Below are 21,005 nucleotides of genomic sequence, written 5' to 3'. Positions count from 1 at the left end.
GGCCCTGCTTCCGCAAGCGATTCATGCCGCTTTCGGACAGGGCTTTTTTTGGCATGGGAATCTGCCATGACGTTTGCCACTCGGGTTGGAGCGGCGGAGGGCGTTAATGGATCAGCTTGCTCTCCTTGGCTTTTTTGACGAGTCCGGCCGAGAGCTGGTTAATGATGCCTTTCAGCGCCAGACCGACCACCAGCGTGACGGCGGCATAAATGCACATAATCAGCAGGTCGTTCCGCACAATGGGCCAAATGATTCCGCCGACCGCTTCGCGCATCATGCTGATGCCATACGTAAATGGCAGGAAGGGATGGATGGCCCGGAAAAAAGCCGGGGTCGTCTGAATCGGAAAGGTGCCGCCGGAACCGGCAAGCTGAAGCACGAGCAGGACGATCGCCAGCGCTTTGCCCACATTGCCGAATACGGATACAAGCGTATAAACCATGAGCATAAACACGGCGCTGTTCACCATGCCAAACACGATAAACCACGGCTTGTCCACGACGTAGGTTCCGAGAATGTACATATCGCCCGCCGTGACCAGAACGGATTGCAGCAGCGCGATCGTCAGGAAGGTGAAAAATCGGCCAAAATACACTTCATAGTTTCGGTAGGGATGATCCCCGTGCACTTCCGTCGTCACGAGGGAAACAAGCAGCGTAGCTCCGACCCATAGCGCAAGGGTGCTAAAAAACGGAGACATCGCCGATCCGTAATTCGGAATCGGGTACAGTTTGTTTTCCTTCAGGACGACCGGTTCGGCAAAAACCTGGCTTTCCAGCTGGAAATTGTTTTTGAGGAGGCCGATGACTTCCTGCAGATTGCCTTTGCTTTCGAATTCCCTCATTTTGTTGGCCAGCTCGGTAATCTTTTTTTCGACCGTCGGCAATTCCTTTTTGATCTGGGCCAGACCTTGGGTGCCGATCGCCAGTCCTTTGGATGCGTCGCTTAAAATCTTTTTTACGTCAGGCACGCTTTTCAGCGCGTCGCTGAGCGTGTCGCGGGTTTTTTCCGCCGTTTGCCGCGCCTGGTTCACTCCGCCGAGAATGGCCGGCTGGATTTCGCTGTCGTATCTATCCAGGATGTTGCCGAGCAGCTCCGAGGCGTCCCCGGACACCTTGCCCAGCCGGTCGACCAGATCGGAAGCGGGTTTTTCGCCTTTTTTCACGGCGCTGCTGATGCTGCTGACGAGCGTCTGCTGCTCTTTCACTTTATCCTGCACCTGTTTCAGCCGCGAGCTGACGAAACCGAGTTTGTTGCCGGTCACCTTGTTCAGCTGATTAAACCACTCGATGAGCCGGGACTGAACCTTGAGCCCGATCTCAAGCCTGGAAGCGGCATGATCCAGCATGTCTGTTACGACCGACGGATCCACGTTCGGATCCTTCAGGGCGGAGGCCAGCTGCTGCGTCGAAATGGCGGTTTGCTGCAGCAAAAGCAGGTCTTGTTTGACGTTCGGAGCGATATCTTTGGCGGCCCCCGATGCCTCGGTCAAAAAAGTATCCAAGCCGGACGCAAAGCGCTGCCCTTTTTCCGCGATTTCGGTCACGACAGGGAGACTGCTTTGGGCCTTTTTGACGAGTTTGTCGGTGGTTTGCACGTCATTCATGGCGGTATTCACGACGCGGTTGATCTCCGGAAAATCTTTTTCCAGCCTGAAAATCAACGTCCGTACCCTTTCGATGGTCGGCAGCTGCTCCTGCAGCTCGATGCCGAGCTCGTTAAATATTTTAAAAATGGTGCCGTTGGCCGTTTGGACGAAGTTTTTGCTGACTTCCTGAATGATGCCGCTGGCTCCCGAGGTGGCAATTTTCGGGGATACGGCGTTTATTTTTTCGTTGACGTAATATAAAATTTCGGCTTTGGAGGGTTGATCGGTGAGAACGGTGGCGATCGTCGCCGAAAAGTTGTCGGGAATGATGATGCTCGCATAATAGTCCCCGTGTTTGACGCCCCTCATGGCATCGGCTTCGCTAACGAAACGCCAGCCCAGCTTGTGGTTGTTTTTCAAGGAGGCGATGACTTCGTTGCCGAGGTTGATGGGTTTGCCCCTAAGGGTGGTGCCTTTGTCGTTGTTCGCGACGGCGATGGCGATATCGCCGGTGTTGCCGTAAGGATCCCACGAGGCTTTAATGTTAAACCATGCATACAAAGACGGCAGCATGGCCAATCCAAGAATGATGACCAATGCCGCCCAGTTGGTGACGATATTTCGGATATCCCTGCCAAAAATAAGTGCAATGTTTTTCATGAAGTCGCATCCCTCGCCTATGGAACGGTTTTTGTTAGTATTTGTCGCTTTATCCTATGTTAACCGCTCATGGCGAAAATGAAAACATTACCAATCCATTCTGCGGATCAGCGAGGTGATGTGGGCGAGATGATGGCGTCCATGCCAGGCATACAAGCCGAGATGGCGGTCCAGCTTCGTGCTTCCGTTCACCGGGTGTATGTACGAGCGCTGCCAATCGTCTTCCTTCATGTTTTTGAGAATGAGGACCATGCGGGCGTGAACGCCCTCCAATATTCGAAGCGAAACCTCCGGCGCCGGAGCGGTGGAATCCACGAGTTCGGCCCAAAGATTTTCCTCGTACGGTTTAACCGTCGGCGCATCTTCGGTAAGCGCCAGCTTGATCCGCAGCATCGCGTTCATGTGGCTGTCGGCCAAATGATGCACCACCTGGCGAACGGTCCAGCCACCAGGGCGATAAGGCGTATCCAGCTGCTCATCCGTAAGCCCGGCCACGGCATCCCTGACCTGGCCCGGAAGCGCCCGGAGCTGGTCGATCCAATAGCTGCGTTCGGCGGGACTGATCGTCTCGGACGGGGCAAATTCCCCGATAGGATAACGTAAATCGGAATTCATAACATGTACCTCCCCAATTGGAATGTCTCATCTTTTTACACCTGAAGCCCCTCTATATTTATTATATGTAGCTTCTTCCGTAAAACGATATTTTTCACAACTTTAACATAAGATCGCGCCGGTCTGCAGCATTTTTTTGCAGCTTGGACCGAACGGTTGGGCATTTCAAAGCGTATAGAAGATAACGAGACAAGGGGGAAGCGATGTTGGGACTTCAGAACATATCCGAAGAACAAGCCAGGTCCATATATAACAAACACTCGCCTTATGTGTACGGGATCGCGTTGATGTTGACCCGTTCAAGTCCGATGGCCGACGATATCATGCAGGAAACGTTTTTGCGGGCATTTCAAAAATTCGACCAATACGATCCATCCAGACCGCTCAGACCGTGGTTGTGCCGCATCGCCGTAAACTTAGCCAAAAGCGCCATGCGCAAGCAGAGATGGCTTTTCTTTCAAGCGGACCCGCCCGACATCGGCGACGAATTCCTGGTGGAGGAATCGATGATGAAAAGCGAAAGCGAGCGGGAACTTTGGGAATCGGTGAGCAAGCTTTCGGCCAAAAGAAAAGAAGTGATCATTTTGCATTATTATGCGGAGCTGTCGCTGCCCGAGGTGGCTGAAGCACTCCATATTCCTGAAGGGACATGCAAATCCAGGCTTCATGAAGCGCTGAAACAATTAAGGCGCAGCCAGACTTTGCGGTGGCACGAGGTTCGATGCAAGGAGGAGATGCAATGAGCGCGAAACGTGATCCGGTACATGTTGAACCAAACGTAACCGAGCAGGACCAAATCATGCGGGAGCATGCCGGGAGCATGCTTAGAAAATGGGAGGAACATGAACCCGTTACGCCTTTTGAAGACGTGTGGGACCGTTATTTGTCGGCCGCAGAACGTAACCGGAGGAAACAACAAATCCGGAACAAGTGGCGGGCCGCTGCCGCGTCATTCCTGGTGTTGGTATTGTTGGGGGGAGGCGTCTTATTTTCCTCGCCGGAAGTCAGGGCGGCTTTGTCCCGCTTTCCTTTCATGAAAATGCTGTTGGCGGGTGGGGGCTTTGAGCAACAGGGGTTATCGAAAATCGAACAAGAGGGCCTCGGCGTGCATCTCAATACATCGGTCATCGATCGCAATATCCGGTTTACGATGGATGAAGTTTTTTATGACGGGGTTCAAATCGTTTTGAATTATGACGTGGAATATTTGGACAAAAATAAAAAAATCGGCGAAAAAGACGTAGCCGTGTACTATGATCTAAATTTTGACGGGGCAGAACCAGAGGCAATGAGCACGCACAAATTTACGAAGCTGGGCGATCATGCTTTTATCGGAAGCACGCTCATCGATGCTTATCAATATCTCGACGGCTACAACCTTCGTATGAACATTTCGCAGATAGGCCAAGTCAAAGGGGATTGGTCCGTGACCGTTCCTTTGTCCGTGTCGAAAACGAATCCCGGCACCAAAGTCTTTTTCCCGGGTAAAACCGTGGAGGTGAACGGCAAAAAAAGAACGATCGAACGCATCACGTTCACGCCGGTATCGACGCAGATCGCCATTCGTACCAGCGAATACAGGGAACACGAAATTTCTTACAGGCTGTGGGACGATCTTCAAACCGATTTTGCAATGTCCGGAGGCATGGGAGGAGACTATGAAATCATCGGCAATTTCGGGCCGGCCTCCGCTATCAATCCGCATCCCAAATATGTGGAAGTGTTGTTCGACGACCCGTCCAAAAAAGCTGAAAATTTCATTCAACGTGAGGAACAAGCGCCTTTGAATGAATCATTTCCGATCACGCTGAAGGGCCGAAACGGCGGGAAGGTCACCGTTACCCGCGTCGATTATAAGGAAGAAGGAACGATCCTTACTTACGAAGCGAGCGATGCCGATAATCAATGCCCTATGTTGCTCTTAATTGATTCCAAAGAAAAGGAACATTTCAGGATCGGCCAGCCGGTCAGAATCTCCAAAGAGCGGTTTGAATTTCAAATGACATTCCCCAAACTTGAAAGCGGCTCGCTGAAACAGATCAAAATGATTTCGTACGACGACAAGCCGGGGTATAAACCCAAACCGCCGACAACGATCCGAGTGCCTCTCGACTGGTCCAAACCGTAATTGCTTTTCAGGCAAAAAGGACATGGCAAGCAGCAACAATGCTGGCAAAATGCCATGTCCTTCGTTTGTTATGTTGCGTACCCTTGCTCCCAACCCGTGGGTTATCTCAAGGAATGTTGTACTGCGCCAGCTCCGAGACCGTCACGAAACGATAACCCCGTTTTTTCAGCTCAGGCAAAATTTCCTTTAACGCGTCCACCGTTTGCGACCTGCCTTCGACGTGGTCATGCATCAGCACGATGTCGCCGTTGCGGGCGTTGCCGAGCACTTTGTTCACGATTTTTTTGACGCCCGGGCGGTTCCAGTCCCACGTATCCTGATGCCAGGACCACATGACCACCAAATACCCGTTTTTTTTGCAGGTTTCGATCATCCGGTCGCTATAATAACCGCCGGGAGGGCGGAACAGATACGATTTTTTTCCCGTCGCCTTGAAGATGGCCTCCTGCGTGCGCAGCAACTGGCTTGCGATCGTTTCCGCGGAGCTGCCGCGGTTGAAATAAGCATGGTCGTACGTATGGTTTCCGAGCTCATGCCCTTCGGCCACTTCGCGCCGCACCAGCTCGGGATGTTTTTCCACCTGCTTGCCGACGACAAAAAAAGTGGCTTTGGCATCGTATTGCTTCAGCAGATCGAGAATCTGCGTCGTTTCCTCCGGATCCGGCCCATCGTCAAAGGTAAAGGCGATCACCTTCTCTTTGTTCGGAATTTCCCAGACGACATCCCCGCGTTGTTCGTAATATTCCCGCCCTTTATTTCCGGAAGGGGCCGCGGCCGCCGGAGCGAGAATTCCGGTCGCCAAGACGGCGGCACAAGCCGTCAGCAGCATCCTCCGCATGTAAATTTGCATGGTTTCAACCCCTATATGTAAATGGTGTCCATGACCCGTTCCCAAAGTCCGTAGGTAGTATGCGACGGAGAGGACGCGAACATACATGGCATGGCCCGGAGGGGTCAGGCATTTTTCCCGGCTTCATGCTACAATATGTTGAAAAAGCCTTTTCGGGAGGGCCTTATGTCTTATACGCAAATCAAATGGATGATTTTGATCGTTCCGACGCTGACGGTCGGGCTGTGGGAATATGTGCGCCATACGCTGTTGATGCCGTATTTGTCGATGGAGGCGGGGAATTTTTTGACTCCGGTCATCGTCTTTCTGATCAGCATGACGCTGCTCAGCCAGCTGTTTCACCGGCTGGAGCAGGTTCAGGAGGAGCTGAACAAGGAACGTGCGGAAAATGCGGCGTTGGCCGCGAGGGATCTTTTGGCACGGGAACTGCATGACGGCATCGCCCAGTCGCTGTTTCTGTTGTCCGTCAAAATGGACCGGGCGGAAGCGCGGCAGCATGGGCTTGCGGCGCAAACGGAGTTCAAGGAAATGCGCAAGCTGGTGCACGAGGTGAACCGTTACGTGAGACAAGCGATCGCGAACTTGCGTTTTCAGGCGAATGCCGACGAACAGGAGATCGAGGATTCCATGAAATCGCGGATCGAGCATACGGCCAAGGAAACGTTCATCCATCCTTCGATCCAATGGGACATCCCCGATCCGGTTTTTACCGCCAAGGAAAAAGTGGAGCTGCTCGCCTGCATCCGCGAAGCGCTGCTCAATGTCCGCAAACATGCCCACGCGGATCTGGTGACGGTGACCGGCAGCGGGGATGCGGAGGCTTGGGTGGTGCGGATCGACGATAACGGCAGGGGGACGATCCTGGACCCTTTTCAAATGAAAGACCGGTACGGGCTGCGGATCATGAAGGAACGGGCGCAGGAGCTGAAATGGCAGGTCGATTTTATCCCGCTTTCCAAGGGGAGCCGGGTCGAGATCAGAAAGGGGGCTGAAACATCATGAATACGTATCGCGTTTTGATCGCCGACGACTCCGCGCATGCCCGCGAGGCGGTAAACGAGATTTTGTCCGGGGATGCTTCGTTCGAGGTGGTGGGACTGGCCACAAGCGGGGAGGAGGCCGTTGCGATGACCGAATCCCTGATGCCGGATCTCATTCTGATGGACATCCAGATGCAGGGAATCGGAGGGCTTGAAGCGACTAGGCAGATCAAGCTGCGGTTTCCGTACGTCAAAATCGTGATCATTACCGTTTCGGACGATGCGTCGCATTTGTTCGAAGCGTTGAAGCAAGGGGCGCAGGGGTATTTGCTTAAAAACTTGTCCCCTTCGACCTGGATCGAATATTTGCACGCGATCATGAGCGACGAGGCGCCGCTTAGCCGGGAATTAGCCACGCAAATTTTGCGCGAATTTCCGTTGGCGGCGAAAAGCCCGGAGCATCATGAGACGCTGACCAACAGGGAGCGCGAAATTTTGAACTGGGTGGCGTCGGGTTTGACCAACAAAGAGATCGCGGCGGAGCTGCATATTTCGGACCAGACGGTAAAAAACCATTTGAAAAACATTTTGCAGAAGCTTCATCTGGAAAACCGGGTCCAACTGACGCGTTACGCGATCGAAAAAGGGCTTGTCGGAAGAAAGCCGGGTTTGTTCACGAAACTGTGGAAGGAATGACGGTTTTCGATGAACATGGGGCTGCGGCAGCATGAAGCTCAGAAACCGAAAGCGGGCACGAACCAGGAAGGCGAAGGGCGCGGGCAGCAGGCGACCAATCGATAGATCCGAAGCTTTAGCGGGAATGCAAAAAGTCCGGCGACCGAATGACGGTTTGCCGGACTTTTTTGCGGTTCGGACGGGGCACAGCCGGTTATCCGATGATGATCTGGCCCTCCGGGTAGTTGTACAAATCCTTTTTGCGCTCGCGGGACAGCGCGTAAATCAGCGTCAGCGGTCCGAGACGCCCGAAAAACATCAGGCAGATAATCCATACCTTGCCAAGCGGTGACAGGTGGGTCGTCAAACCCATGGACAATCCGGTCGTCCCGAAGGCGGAGGTGGATTCGAACAGGATCGTCAGGAAATCCTGATGTTCCGTCACGGACAGGAGCATGGAGAACAAAATGATGATCAGCAGCGACAGCAGCGTCAGCGTGATCGCTTTGTAGACGACGTCCTTGGCGATTCTTTTGCGGAACAAAATCACGTCCGGGCGGCCGCGCATCATGGCATGCACCGCTCCGAGCAAAAGCACGAAGGTCGTAATCTTGATGCCGCCGCCCGTAGAGCCCGGCGCCGCACCCGCAAACATGAGCAGGATGATCATGAATTGGGTGGACTGGCGCAGCGAACCGATATCGAGCGTGGCAACGCCGCCGGAACGGGTCGTCACCGATTGAAACAGCGATGCCAGAAATTTGCCTCCGGCATGCAGCGGTTTCAGGGTGTTCGGATTGCTGAATTCCATCACGAAAATGACCAGCGTGCCGATGACGACCAGGCAAAGCGTCGCGGTAAGGACCACTTTGCTGTGCAGCGAGAGCTTGCGCGCCGTCGGATATTCGATCAGATCCGAAAGAACGATGAAGCCGATGCCGCCAAGGAAAATCAACGCCATCATCACGATGTTGATAAAGGGATCGGTCACGAACGGCACCATGCCGCTAAACGGCCCGTTGACCGTTCCCATCAGGTCGAACCCGGCATTGTTGAACATGGAGACGCTGTGGAAAATGCCGAAGTAAGCGGCTTGTCCCATAGGCAAACGGAGCGAAAATAAAAAATGAAGCCCCAGCAGCAGCGCCCCCGCCAGTTCGACAAGCACCGAATACAACGTCACCTTTTTGACCAGGCGGACGACGCCGTTGATGGTGCCGTGGTTCAAAGCCTCCTGCAAAATGAGCCTTTCGCGCAGGGAAATGCGCTTGTTGAGCGCAAGAGCAATGATCGTCGCCATCGTCATGAACCCGATGCCGCCGATTTGCACCAAAACGATCATGACGATTTGGCCGAAGACCGACAGGGCGGTTCCGGAGTCCAGGACGGTGAGACCCGTCACGCACGTGGCCGAAGTCGCCGTAAACAACGCGTTCAGGAACGGGATCCGCACGCCGGTTGCCGACGATATGGGCAAAGACAGCAGGAAGGTTCCGAGCGTGATGATCAGCAGGAAGCCGAAGACGAGGATTTTCGGCGGCGTCAGCATGTTTTTCGTTATCTTTTTGGTTCGAATGGATGGAATGGTACGTCACCTACTTTAAAGCATTGCGTTCTTCCTATTGTACCCTATTCCGTCCCGAAAGTCTTGGCCGAAGAACGTATCATGAGCTCCGAAGGCAATATGAGCTTCCTCGGTTCCGGTACCGCGCTGCCTTGAATGCGTTCGACGAGCAGCTGGATGCCCATCGCCCCGAACTGGTACGCCGGCTGGGCGGCGACGGTCAGGAACGGGTCAAGCGCCGAAGACAGGTCGAGGTCGTCGAAGCAGACGACGGACATATCCTCCGGTACGCGGATTCCCCGCTTCCGCAAGGCGTTGATGACGCCCACGGCCAGAAAATTGTTCGCCGCGAATATCGCGGTCGGCGGGGCGGGATGCTGCAGCAAACGCTCCAGCTGATCTTCGTCTTTGTATTCGCGATAGCTTTTGTGGACGACCAGTTCGTCGTCGAGCGGAATGCCGTGAAGCTGAAGCGCTTCGGCGTATCCTTCGTACCGGAGCCGCGCGGTGGAAACGTCCAGCGACCCGTTGACGAGCGCGATCCGGCGATGGCCGAGGCCGATGAGGTATTCCACGAGGTTGCGCGCGCCCTGCTTGCTGTCCCCGAGGACGATATCGGATTCGATGCCGGGCACGGCCCGGTCCAGGATGACGAACGGAATATTATGGGCGCGCAGCTTCTCCAGATGCTTGAGCGAATGGTCTCCGGCGGGGGCGAACAGGACGCCGTCCACGCGGGTGGACAAAATCATGTCCACGTAATCCTGCTCTTTGTCGTAGTCTTCGTCGCTGTTGCCGAAAAGAAGCCGGTATCCGAGCTTTTTGGCGCTGTCTTCCGCCCCGCGCGCGAGGCTGGTATAAAACGGATTCGTGATGTCCGTGATCAGGAGCGACAGGATCTGCGTCTGCTGGAGAACAAGGCTCCTCGCATTGGAGTTCGGCACGTAGTTGAGTTCTTCCATTACCTTTTTGACCCTTTTGCGCGTCTGCTCGCTGATCCTCCCCGTATTGTTGATCACCTTCGACACCGTCATCGCGGAGACGTTGGCTTTTTGCGCGATATCATAAATCGTAACCATGAATGACCCCTTCTTGTGTTTGTTTTTAAGCGTTCCGGAAATCGAAAATATGGATTGACAGCAACCGTTTTCATTGCTATTTTAAAGTTATCGATAACCTCATTATACACGCGGAATGACAAAATAGGCTATAACTTATCTGCAGCTATCATTTGTTAAGATCCATCTAGTTTTTATTTTTAGTGGTCATGGTAAAAAGCAAAGCGAAAGCTGCCTTATTTTTAAGTTTAGGGTTATCGATAACCCTATGTTGTGCAAAGGCATTTCCCATCATATTTTTCATGAGGAGGAAGTAATGGTTATGACGAAGGACGCAAGATGGAAGCAGGAATTTCCCAAGATCGGCATCCGCCCCACCATCGACGGCAGAAGAAAGGGCGTGCGCGAATCCCTCGAAGATATGACGATGAATCTGGCCAAGTCGGTATCCGCTTTGTTGAGCGAAAATCTCCGTTATCCCGACGGTTCGCCGGTGGAATGCGTCATCGCCGACACCTGCATCGGCGGGGTCGCAGAAGCGGCCGCTTGCGCAGATAAATTCGCTAAGGCCGGCGTGGGCGTTTCGATCACCGTGACGCCGTGCTGGTGTTACGGCACCGAAACGATGGACATGGATCCGGCCATCCCGAAGGCGGTTTGGGGCTTCAACGGCACGGAAAGACCGGGTGCGGTTTATTTGGCCGCCGTATTGTCGGCCCACGCGCAGAAAGGGCTTCCGGCTTTCGGGATTTACGGCAGGGACGTGCAGGATTTGAACGATCCTTCCATTCCGGCAGACGTTCAGGAGAAGCTGCTCCGTTTCGCCAGAGCGGGGATAGCCGCGGCGCTCATGAAAGGGAAATCGTATCTTGCGATCGGTTCCGTATCGATGGGGATTGCGGGTTCGATGATCGATCCGGACTTCTTCCAGGAATATCTGGGCATGCGCAACGAATACGTCGACATGTCCGAAATCACCCGCCGGATCGAAGAGGAAATTTACGATCCGGAAGAGTACAAGATGGCGCTGGCTTGGGTGAAGGAAAACTGCAAGGAAGGACCGGACAACAATCCGGAGCATATCCAAACCTCCCGCGAGAAAAAGGACAAGGATTGGGAAATGGTCGTCAAAATGACGCAAATCGTGCGCGACTTGATGGTCGGCAACAAACGCCTGGAAGAACTGGGCTTTGCCGAAGAAGCCATGGGCCATAACGCGATCGTGTCCGGTTTCCAGGGGCAGCGGCAATGGACGGACCATTTCCCGAACGGGGACTTCCATGAAGCGATTTTGAACTCTTCCTTCGACTGGAACGGCATCCGCGCCCCTTACCTGGTCGCCACGGAAAACGACAGCTTGAACGGCGTATCGATGTTGTTCGGCTATTTGCTCACGAATACGGCCCAAATTTTCGCCGACGTCCGTACATATTGGAGCCCGGATGCGGTCAAACGCGTGACCGGCCACGAACTGACCGGGCTGGGACAAAACGGGCTGCTGCACCTGATCAACTCCGGTCCGGCCGCGCTGGACGGCACGGGCGAACAAATGCGGGACGGCAAACCGGTCATGAAGCCGTTCTGGGAAATCACCGAAGAGGATGTCAACAACTGCCTGAAAGCAACCTCCTGGCGTCCGGCGGCGGTGGAATATTTCCGCGGCGGCGGCTTCTCCTCCGATTTCCTGACGCGCGGCGGCATGCCGGTCACGATGTCCCGCCTGAACCTGGTCAAAGGACTGGGACCGGTGCTGCAGATCGCGGAAGGATATACGGTCGACCTGCCGGAAGAAGTGCATGACAAGCTGGACCGGCGTACGGATCCGACCTGGCCGACGACGTGGTTTGCTCCGAATCTGACGGGCAAAGGCGCCTTCACGGACGTGTACACCGTCATGGACAACTGGGGCGCAAACCATGGAGCGATCAGCTACGGGCATATCGGCGCGGACCTGATTACGCTTGCGTCGATCCTCCGCATCCCCGTCAGCATGCATAACGTCAGCGAAGAGCATATCTTCCGTCCGAGAGCTTGGGGACTGTTCGGAACCAACGATCCTGAGGGCGCGGACTACCGTGCATGCCAAAATTTCGGACCGCTTTATAAGTAATTCCGCTTGAAACGATGCCCGCCAACATTCAGCATATAACGGATTTGGCGGGTTTTTCGCGGAGAATCGATGAGGTGATTGAATGAGCACGGAATCATTGAAGATGATGGCGGTCGATTTTGGCGCTAGCAGCGGCAGGGCGGTCATCGGGCATTTCGACGGCGAAAGAATCTCCATTCAGGAGGTCCACCGTTTCGACAACGAGCCCGTGCAGCTCGGCGACAGGCTTCATTGGGATTTCCTGCGATTGTTCCATGAGCTGAAGCGGGGGATGACCAAAGCAAAACAGCAGCTTGGACGCACGCCCGCTTCCATCGCCGTGGATACGTGGGGCGTCGATTACGGTTTGGTCGATCCCAAAGGACGTTTGGTAAGCAACCCGTATCATTACCGCGACCTTCGCACCGAGCAGCCGATGCGGGAAGCCTTGAAGCGAATCCCCGAGAAAGAGCTGTACGCCCGAACCGGGATCCAGTCCTCCAGCATCAATACCGTTTATCAGCTGTTTGCCGACGAAGAGCTGCGGCTTGAGCAAAACGACCGCGGCTTGCGGATGCTGTTTATGCCCGACTTGTTCCATTACTACCTGTCCGGCACGATGGCAAGCGAATATACCATAGCCAGCACAAGCGGCATGCTTGACGCCGCCCGAAGGGACTGGAGCACGGATATTCTGGATGGACTTTCGCTCCCGTCGTCGTTGCTGAATCCGATCATCATGCCGGGAACGCCCGTCGGATCGATCCGGCCGGACATTTGCGCCGAGCTTTCGCTGGAGGCGATGCCGGTCATTGCGGCCGCGGGCCATGACACGGCTGCGGCGGTGACTTCCGTTCCGGCCGGGGATGCCCCGTATGCTTTTATTAGCAGCGGCACCTGGTCGCTTATGGGGATCGAACTGAAGGAGCCGATATTGACCGAACGCAGCAGACAGCTGCTGTTCAGCAATGAAGGCGGTACGGAAGGCAACATCCGCATGCTCAAAAACATCATGGGGTTATGGCTGCTGCAGGAATGCCGCCGGACGTGGGCGATGGAAGGGACGGAGCTCAGTTTTGCCGAGCTGACGGAAATGGCGCAACACGCCCCGCGGAACGGGAGCTACGTCGATGCGGGGGACGCCGTTTTCCTGCCGTCGGGGAACATGCCGCAGCGGATTCGGGAATACTGCCGCTCCACGGGGCAGGCCGTGCCGGAGTCACGACCCGAAATCGTGAGATGCATCCTCGAGAGCCTTGCCTTTAAATACCGGCAGACGCTGGACGAAATCGAAGAATTGACCGGAAAACGCATCGAGCAAATCCACATGGTCGGGGGCGGCATCCAGAACAGGCTGCTCTGCCGGCTGACCGCAAACGTTACCGGCAGAACCGTTGTCGCGGGACCGGTGGAAGCAACATCCATCGGAAATCTCATGATGCAGGCCAAAGCTCACGGAGAAGTCGGCGGCTTGGCGGACATCCGCGAGGTGGTGCGCCGGTCCTTCCCGCCGGAAATTTATATGCCTGAAGACGCCGCGGAATGGGAAGAGCGTTACCGCGGGTACGAACAACGGCTTGTGCTTCAAAAAACGGAAGACTCATGAACCGGTCCGCCCCGCGGATCGGTTGAATCATCGGATAGGAGAGTGCATGGAGAGATGACGTTATCACTGGAACAACAAGTACGCGAAGAGCTGTCGCTTTACGCCCGCAAAATCGTCGCCAAAGGGCTGGTCGTAGGACCCGGAGGCAACATCAGCGCCAAGGCCGGCGATCTGATGCTGCTGTCCCCCAGCGGTTTTGCATTGGAAGATATCGAACCGCATCAATGGATCCGCGTAGAGATCGGGTCCGGCAAGGTGCTCGACACAGAATTCCGGCCATCGTCGGAAGTGCTGATGCACCTGTATGCTTACCGCGAAAATCCGGATGTTCAGGCCATCGTGCATACGCATCCCGCCTACTGCATCGCGCTGACGCTGGTAGCTAAGGAACTGCCGATGCTGTTCCCGGACCAGGCCGCGCTCGTCGGCGAAGTCGCGTTCGTGCCGTACGTGCTGCCGACGACGGATTTGCTGGCGGATGCGGTTGCCGCGAAAGTCGGGCGATACAACTCGATTTTGCTGGAAAACCACGGTTTGGTCACGACAGGGAAAAACCTGCGCGAGGCGTACTACCGGACTGAAGTGGTGGAGGAAAGCGCAAAAATCTATCTTTCCGCCAAAGCCGCCGGCACGCCGAAGGTGCTCACGGACGAGGAATACAAGGAAATTCAGTCGCTCGAGAGCGAGGCTTACCGCGTGCAGCTGCTGCAGAAGCTGAAATAACGTTTGAAACGGGCTTGACATCATCCGGGCGATCTTGTAATGTATGGAAAAACAAACGCGCGTTTGTTCACATTGCCAAAAGCCGTGACCAAGACCAGCGGTTCATGGAATCCCGCATCGCCCCAGAGAAGAAACCCCAGGCTGAAAGGTTTCGCATGCGTCGTGAACCCCCCATCTTGCGAGCTGCCGGAAGAACGGAATCTGCAGGTTCGGTTCATTCCTGGCCGGGTTAACCCGTTATATCGACCATAAAGGATAGTCCGCATGCGTCCATCGCATGACTGCTGACGGGCTATTGAATATAGGGTGGTACCACGAGCACATTCGTCCCTTGTCCGGACGGATGTGTTTTTTTGCATTCCATGATTGGCATCCACACTTGTGAAGGAGATGAAAAAATGAGACAACAGCTCATGCTGCTGCGGACGCTCCGGGAAGCCCCGGCCGAAGCGGAGGCCGCGAGCCATCGACTGCTGCTTCGGGGAGGTTACATCCGGCAAACGGCTGCTGGCATATACAGCTTTTTGCCGCTTGGGCATCGCGTCATTCGGAATATGGAAAGGATCATCCGTCAGGAGATGAACGAAGCCGGTTTCGACGAACTGTTGATGCCGGCGATGCAGCCGTCGGAGTTATGGGAGCAATCGGGGAGGTATTCGGAATACGGACCGGAGTTGATCCGGCTGCAGGACCGGCACGAGCGCGGCTTCGTGTTGGGTCCGACGCACGAGGAAGTCATCGCTTCGTTGGTCGCCGCTGAAGCCGGCAGTTACCGGCAACTGCCGCTCCGGCTGTACCAGATCCAAACGAAGTTCCGGGATGAACGCCGTCCGCGTTACGGCCTCCTCCGGGGACGCGAATTTCTGATGAAGGACGCCTATTCGTTTGATGCGGATTGGGAAGGGCTTGATGAAAATTATCAAGCGATGGTTCGCGCCTATCATCGCATTTTCGATAGATGCGGTTTGCGTTTTCGGGCGGTCGAAGCGGAAGCGGGTTCGATCGGCGGCGAAGGCGAAACGCTTGAGTTTATGGCCCTTGCGGATATCGGGGAAGACACGATCGTGACCTGCTCTTCCTGCGACTATGCCGCCAATCTCGAAAAGGCGGTTTTCCTTGAAGCAAAAACCGAAGCCCGCCTTCAGGATTCCGTTCCCGAACCCGAAGAGGTTTATACGCCGGAGACGAGAACGATCGAAGAGGTATGCGCCTTTTTAGGAGCAAGGCCGCAAGCGATTTTGAAGACGATGTTGTATTTGGTTGATGGCAAGCCGGTGGCGGTGGTGGTCAGGGGAGATCATGAGGTCAACGAATTCAAGCTGAAAAATGAGCTTGGCGCATCCTGCGCAGAGTTGGCCGATGCGGAGACCGTGGAGCGGCTGACGGGTGCGCCTCATGGCTTTGCAGGACCGGTTGGCCTCGGTATCCCGGTCATGATGGATCGCGCCGCCGCAGCCGTTCACGAAGGGATAGCCGGCGCAAACCGGAAAGATTACCATGTCCGTCATCTCGTTTTGGGGCGGGATTACAAGGCCGACCGGATCGGCGATTTCCGGAACGCGTCAGCCGGCGATCGCTGCTGCCGCTGCGGACAAGGGCTGATATTCAGCCGCGGCATCGAAGTCGGACACGTGTTTAAGCTGGGGACCAAATACAGCCGGTCCCTGGGTGCGACCTATACGAATAAAGACGGGAAGGAAGAATGGATGATCATGGGGTGTTACGGCATCGGCGTTTCCCGCCTGATGTCGGCGGTAGCGGAACAGCATGGCAGCGAGAGCGGCATCGTCTGGCCGTTGCCGCTCGCTCCGTTCCAGGTTCACGTCATTCCGGTATCGGCCAAAGACGAACAGCAGTATGGGGCGGCGACCAAACTTTACGATAAGCTCCGCAGCAAAGGAATCGCCGTGTTGTTGGATGACCGCGACGAGCGTCCGGGCGTCAAATTCAAGGATGCGGACCTGATCGGGGCCCCGCTGCGGATCATCGCCGGAAAATCGGCTGCAGAGGGCAAGGTGGAGTGGCAGAATCGGTTGGAAGGGGACTCAAAGGAACAGATCGGTATCGATGAAGCGTTCCGGCGGATCGCCGCGATTTGTTCCTCTGCCGAAGGGCGGCTATAATGGAGGGGACAAAGGTTTTAATGGAGGAAATACAAACATGACGATTCGACTTGCGGTACGCGAAGACGCGAAAGAGGCGGCAAGATTGCTGTACGACGCCCTGCATGATGTGGCGCATCAACTGACGGGGGAAGAAAAAGAAGAAGGCGCGGTTGCGGTGCTGGAGCAATATTTCGCTTCGGACGAGGGGAGGCTTTCCCATAAACAGGCGATCGTAAAAGAAGCGGAAGGGAAGGTCGCCGGCGTCGTCGTCGCTTACGGCGGGGATGAAATCAAGGAATTGGACCGTCCGATTCTGGACCGGCTGCGCAAGCTGAAAAACGATCCGACGCTCAAGCTCGACAAAGAGTCGGACGAAGACGAATATTACATCGATACGTTGTCCGTATCCCCGCAATTCGGCGGTCAAGGGATCGGCACCAAGCTGATCCAGGCCGCGGAAGAAAAAGCGAGGGAGCGAGGGTACGACAAAATCGCCATGGCCGTGGTGACGGACAATACGCGCGCCTACTCCTTGTACCTTCATCTTGGTTATGAAGTGGACAAAGAAATTACGATCAACGGCCATATCTATTATCACATGGTCAAATCGCTGTAAACCAAGCGTTAAATAACCCGGGCTCCTTGGAGACGGGTTATTTTGTCGTGTTTCGCCGTTACCGGTTGCGTTGCCGTTTTCCGTCGAATGCCGGATAGATTGCGCAAAACAAGGAACCCTAATCGGGAAAAAGGACTATTAAAGAGAGGTCGCCCGATGAAGAATAAACTTTGCATGCAGATCATGTTGGCCATCTGTTTCAGTTTCCTCGTCGCGGGCTGCGGGTCGCACATCCACCCGAAAACGGCGGAATCCAATCCATCTAAGCTTCATACGGCTTCGGCCGGGAAAACGAAACCCGTCATTTTGGTCATCGTCGATTCATTGATGGAAAAGCCGCTGCGGGAAGCGATTCGGCAAAGATCCGCACCTGCGATGGAGTTCCTGCTCCAAAAAGGAGAGCTGATTCCGCAGGTGGTCAGTTCGTTTCCCACCATGTCGGTGACGATCGACAGCACCTTGCTGACGGGAACTTATGCGGATGGGCATCATGTGCCCGGGCTTGTATGGTACGACGGCAAAGAGCAACGAATGGTTTTTTACGGCAACGGCATCAAGGAAGCGATGAAAATAGATCAGGTTCAAGTGTTCATGGATGCGGTGTACCATTTAAACCAGGAGCATCTGAGCAAGGAAACGAAAACCATCCATGAAGAACTGGCCGACCAAGGCAAAGATACCGCCTCCATTAACGGGGTCATTTATCGGGGTCGAACGGAGCATGTCCTGAAGGTGCCCCCATTTTTAAAACTGGCCAAAGACGTGCCGGATCAACTCCGGATCACGGGACCCAAGCTTTTTTCCTATGCGGCATTGGCCCGGCTGGACCCGGATAACGCACGCAACACCTATCTTTGGAAGAAATTCGGGATGAACGATCGATTTACCGCGCAGGATCTGGCTTTTCTCGTCCGGCAGCACCGTCTCCCGGCGGTTACGGTGGCGTATTTTCCGGAAAACGACAATAGGGTGCACCGAAAAGGCCCTGACGAACGGCAAGGAATCATGCGGGCCGATGAAGCGCTTCAGGAAGTGCTAAGCTCTTTCGGTTCGTGGGAGCGGGCCGCCAAGGAAGCGATCTGGATCGTGATGGGGGACAGCGGGCAAAGCCGGGTTTACGGTGACCGTCAGCGGGCAACGATCGAATTGGTCCCATTATTAAAGGATTTCCGCATCGCGAGATTGAACCGGCCGGTGTCTTCCGGGGACCAAATTTTGATTTCCACGAACGAACGCATGGCTTATATATACGCGCTTGATCCCCGAATGGAGGTATCGGAGGTCGCAGCGCGCTTGAGCAGGGAACCAAAGCTCGATATGATCGCCTTTAAAGAGGGCTCCGCCATACGGATCATCTCCGGAAAAAGCGGGGGGACGCTGCGATTCCGGCCGGGCGGATCCTACAAGGACGAATACGGGCAGACATGGACGTTATCCGGCGATCCGCGCATCGCCGATATGAAGATCACCGGCAACCGGATCGTTTACGGGAAATATCCCGATGCGTTGGCAAGGCTGCGCGGGGCGATGTTTTCCCATGAAGGCAGGTACGTTGTCGCAAACGCGGAACCCGGATACGAACTCGTTGGCGAAAGCTCGCTTACGCATGTTGGCGGCGGTTCGCATGGCTCCCTGCACGAAAAGGATTCGCTCGTCCCGGTGATCGTAGCCGGAACCGATACCCGGCCCCAAACGCGGCGCATCGTGGACTTCAAGGACTGGATTATGCAGTTGGCCAATGAACGGCGGTGATCTCGCCCCCGGGTGTGTGTTCGAACTCCCCGTTGATGAATGAAGATGCATGTAGAAAGGCTTTAACGCCGGACAAGGCGTTAGGGCTTTTTTTGTTTGCCAATATTTAGAATCTTACGCCGGAGCTATTTTTTGATAGGATAGAAGAGATGCATATGCTAGGAAACTATGCTATGAAATGATGCTATAAAACTATTCTATGAAAACATAAAAAAAGCGAGGCAGTCCTGTTGAAAAAACGTAAACCTATTTTAGCCGCCTGGACGGCAGCAGCCATCGTGTTGGGTTCCTGCGCCAACGCTGCGGCAGCAGCCGCTGCTGCTTCTTTGCCGTTTGACGATATTGCCGGAAGTTTTGCCAAAAACGACATTCTGGAGCTGGTCAAGGAGGGGGTCGTCAACGGCACGGGCAACCGGAAATTCGAACCGAAAAAAAACGTTACGCGCGCCGAATTTGCCGCCATGACGGGCCGTTTGCTCAAGCTTGCGCCAGTGGATAACGCCTTGCCGACGTTTGCCGACGTTGCCGCGAAAAGCTGGTATTACGGCTGGGTTGAAACGGCGGTCCAGCTTGGGATCGTAGAGGGGAAAAGCGCCGGCAAGTTCGAGCCGTCGGCACGCATTACGCGGCAGGAAGCCGCCGTGCTTATCGTCCGGGCCCTCAAGGTCGATCCCGGAAGCGACTCCGGCAGCCGCCTGGATTACGCGGACGCGGATCGGATCGCTCCTTGGGCCGCCCCATATGTGCAAGCCGCAAAAACGCTCGGACTGATGGGCGGAGCAAGCGGCAAATTCCGTCCTTCCGACGCCATGACCCGCGAAGAAACGTCTGCGGTGCTGGACAGGGTGCTCAAGGACAAGGTTTGGTCCCGGGCCATCCATGCAACGCCGAACATGGGACTCCAGCTTGGCTGGCAAAACGGATTAACGACCTCCCAATTTAAAGAGCAGGTCAACAACAGCACCGTGAACACGCTGGTGCCCCGGTGGTTTTTTCTCGAATACGGATCGGTCCCGGTTTCCAACCATGCGGACGGCAGCCTGTCCAGCTGGGCCAAGCAGAACGGAAAAAAGGTGTGGGCCATGCTCGGAAACCATTCGGATTCGGCACTGACGCATCAAATCCTGTCGGATGAAAACAAACGGGCCGCCGTTATCAAGAAGCTTACGGGGTATGTAAAAACGTACGGATTGTCCGGCATTAACGTCGATTTTGAAAACGTAAGCCCGGAGGACCGTTTGTCGCTTACGGCTTTCGCTTCCGAGCTCGGAACGAGTTTGCGGGCGGCCGGAGCCGTGCTGTCGATCGACGTTTCCCCGGACCTCGGCACCGACTGGACCGAAGCCTTCGATTACGAAGCGCTCGGCAGATACGCGGATTACGTGGTTCTGATGGGGTACGACGAACATTGGTCCTCGGATCCCGTGGCAGGTTCCGTTTCCTCGTTTCCATGGGTGCAAAAAGCTTTGAACCGGATGCTTTCCGTCGTTCCGGCGAAAAAAACCATTCTGGCGCTCCCTTTTTATACGAGGGATTGGACGCTGTTACCGACCGGGGTTACGTCCGAAGATTTGACGCTGATCCAGCAGGGCTACCGGATTCGTTCCGTGGCCTATAACCGGTTATGGGATGAAGAGATCGGCCAATATGTGGTCAGATATTCAGGGCAGGGAATCGAGCACCGGATTTGGGTGGAAGACGGACGTTCCCTCGGCCTTAAAACGATGATGGCCGCCAAGCGGGGCATAGCGGGTTATGCGTATTGGTACATGGGCGCCGAAACCGACGATATTTGGCCGAGTTTGAGAAATGCCGTCCGTTACGCCTCGTATTAAAAAAACAATTTTAAACCTATATAAGCTTTGGGCTTCGACCGTTTTGGGTCGAGGCTTTTTTTGTCCTTGCCTGCAGGCAAAGAAAAAGACGTTCCCATGCCGGCGGTTATAAAAGCGGCCTGATCCGTTAACAAGCAGCAAAGTAAACAAGTGTATACGAG

16 protein-coding genes are annotated in these 21,005 nt (G+C 54.9%); 11 read left to right on the top strand and 5 right to left on the bottom strand.

What is annotated here, in order from left to right; translation table 11 throughout:
• Window positions 1-103: 103 nt before the first annotated feature.
• Both AC27KL_RS12130 and AC27KL_RS12125 read right to left on the bottom strand, forming a co-directional pair.
• Window positions 104-2,248 carry a YhgE/Pip family protein gene (locus AC27KL_RS12130; protein WP_487169835.1) on the bottom strand — a complete coding sequence of 715 codons (2,145 nt, stop codon included), beginning with the start codon at window positions 2,246-2,248 and terminating at the stop codon, window positions 104-106.
• 87 nt (window positions 2,249-2,335) lie between these two features.
• Window positions 2,336-2,863, bottom strand: coding sequence for a YfiT family bacillithiol transferase (locus AC27KL_RS12125; protein WP_339321121.1), 528 nt, complete (start codon window positions 2,861-2,863; stop codon window positions 2,336-2,338).
• Between the two features lie 203 nt (window positions 2,864-3,066).
• Here AC27KL_RS12125 and AC27KL_RS12120 point away from each other — a divergent pair, with 203 nt between their 5' ends.
• Both AC27KL_RS12120 and AC27KL_RS12115 read left to right on the top strand, forming a co-directional pair.
• Window positions 3,067-3,606, top strand: a complete 540-nt coding sequence (locus AC27KL_RS12120; RefSeq protein ID WP_487169834.1) for an RNA polymerase sigma factor — start codon at window positions 3,067-3,069, stop codon at window positions 3,604-3,606.
• Entirely contained in the window at window positions 3,603-4,991 is a 1,389-nt protein-coding gene (locus tag AC27KL_RS12115) for a DUF4179 domain-containing protein (protein WP_487169833.1), read from the top strand. The genes AC27KL_RS12120 and AC27KL_RS12115 overlap by 4 nt, the downstream gene beginning before the upstream one ends.
• 106 nt (window positions 4,992-5,097) lie before the next feature.
• On the opposite strand, the gene AC27KL_RS12110 is transcribed toward AC27KL_RS12115, so the two are convergent.
• Complete coding sequence (locus AC27KL_RS12110) at window positions 5,098-5,841, bottom strand: polysaccharide deacetylase family protein (RefSeq protein WP_339321118.1); 744 nt, start codon at window positions 5,839-5,841, stop codon at window positions 5,098-5,100.
• Between the two features lie 165 nt (window positions 5,842-6,006).
• Here AC27KL_RS12110 and AC27KL_RS12105 point away from each other — a divergent pair, with 165 nt between their 5' ends.
• The gene (locus AC27KL_RS12105) at window positions 6,007-6,843 is read left to right on the top strand and encodes a sensor histidine kinase (protein WP_487169832.1); all 837 of its coding nucleotides are present in this window, start codon (window positions 6,007-6,009) and stop codon (window positions 6,841-6,843) included.
• Window positions 6,840-7,517 carry a response regulator gene (locus tag AC27KL_RS12100; RefSeq protein ID WP_339321117.1) on the top strand — a complete coding sequence of 226 codons (678 nt, stop codon included), beginning with the start codon at window positions 6,840-6,842 and terminating at the stop codon, window positions 7,515-7,517. Before AC27KL_RS12105 ends, AC27KL_RS12100 begins: the two co-directional genes overlap by 4 nt.
• Window positions 7,518-7,710: 193 nt before the next feature.
• On the opposite strand, the gene AC27KL_RS12095 is transcribed toward AC27KL_RS12100, so the two are convergent.
• Window positions 7,711-9,045 (bottom strand): TrkH family potassium uptake protein, encoded by a 1,335-nt coding sequence (locus tag AC27KL_RS12095; protein ID WP_487169831.1) that lies wholly within the window; start codon window positions 9,043-9,045, stop codon window positions 7,711-7,713.
• A gap of 80 nt (window positions 9,046-9,125) precedes the next feature.
• A complete protein-coding gene (locus AC27KL_RS12090; protein WP_339321115.1) occupies window positions 9,126-10,139 on the bottom strand; it encodes a LacI family DNA-binding transcriptional regulator in 1,014 nt (337 codons plus the stop codon).
• 301 nt (window positions 10,140-10,440) lie between these two features.
• Between AC27KL_RS12090 and AC27KL_RS12085 the strand changes: the two genes are divergently transcribed.
• The 7 genes from AC27KL_RS12085 (at window position 10,441) to AC27KL_RS12055 (ending at window position 20,844) form a co-directional block, all read left to right on the top strand.
• The gene (locus tag AC27KL_RS12085) at window positions 10,441-12,228 is read left to right on the top strand and encodes an L-fucose isomerase (protein ID WP_487169940.1); all 1,788 of its coding nucleotides are present in this window, start codon (window positions 10,441-10,443) and stop codon (window positions 12,226-12,228) included.
• Between the two features lie 82 nt (window positions 12,229-12,310).
• Window positions 12,311-13,813 (top strand): rhamnulokinase, encoded by a 1,503-nt coding sequence (locus tag AC27KL_RS12080; protein WP_487169830.1) that lies wholly within the window; start codon window positions 12,311-12,313, stop codon window positions 13,811-13,813.
• A gap of 54 nt (window positions 13,814-13,867) precedes the next feature.
• Window positions 13,868-14,536: a class II aldolase/adducin family protein gene (locus AC27KL_RS12075; protein WP_487169829.1), complete on the top strand. Its 669-nt coding sequence runs from the start codon at window positions 13,868-13,870 to the stop codon at window positions 14,534-14,536.
• 398 nt (window positions 14,537-14,934) lie between these two features.
• Complete coding sequence (locus AC27KL_RS12070; RefSeq protein ID WP_487169828.1) at window positions 14,935-16,659, top strand: proline--tRNA ligase; 1,725 nt, start codon at window positions 14,935-14,937, stop codon at window positions 16,657-16,659.
• A gap of 37 nt (window positions 16,660-16,696) precedes the next feature.
• Entirely contained in the window at window positions 16,697-17,257 is a 561-nt protein-coding gene (locus tag AC27KL_RS12065) for a GNAT family N-acetyltransferase (RefSeq protein ID WP_487169827.1), read from the top strand.
• Between the two features lie 156 nt (window positions 17,258-17,413).
• Complete coding sequence (locus AC27KL_RS12060) at window positions 17,414-19,009, top strand: alkaline phosphatase family protein (protein WP_487169826.1); 1,596 nt, start codon at window positions 17,414-17,416, stop codon at window positions 19,007-19,009.
• Between the two features lie 230 nt (window positions 19,010-19,239).
• The gene (locus AC27KL_RS12055) at window positions 19,240-20,844 is read left to right on the top strand and encodes an S-layer homology domain-containing protein (protein WP_487169825.1); all 1,605 of its coding nucleotides are present in this window, start codon (window positions 19,240-19,242) and stop codon (window positions 20,842-20,844) included.
• The last annotated feature ends 161 nt before the right edge of the window (window positions 20,845-21,005 follow it).

Source organism: Paenibacillus sp. YAE3, assembly GCF_057546105.1.
Note: the sequence above shows the minus strand (reverse complement) of the source record. Positions and strands in the feature narration are given on the sequence as shown.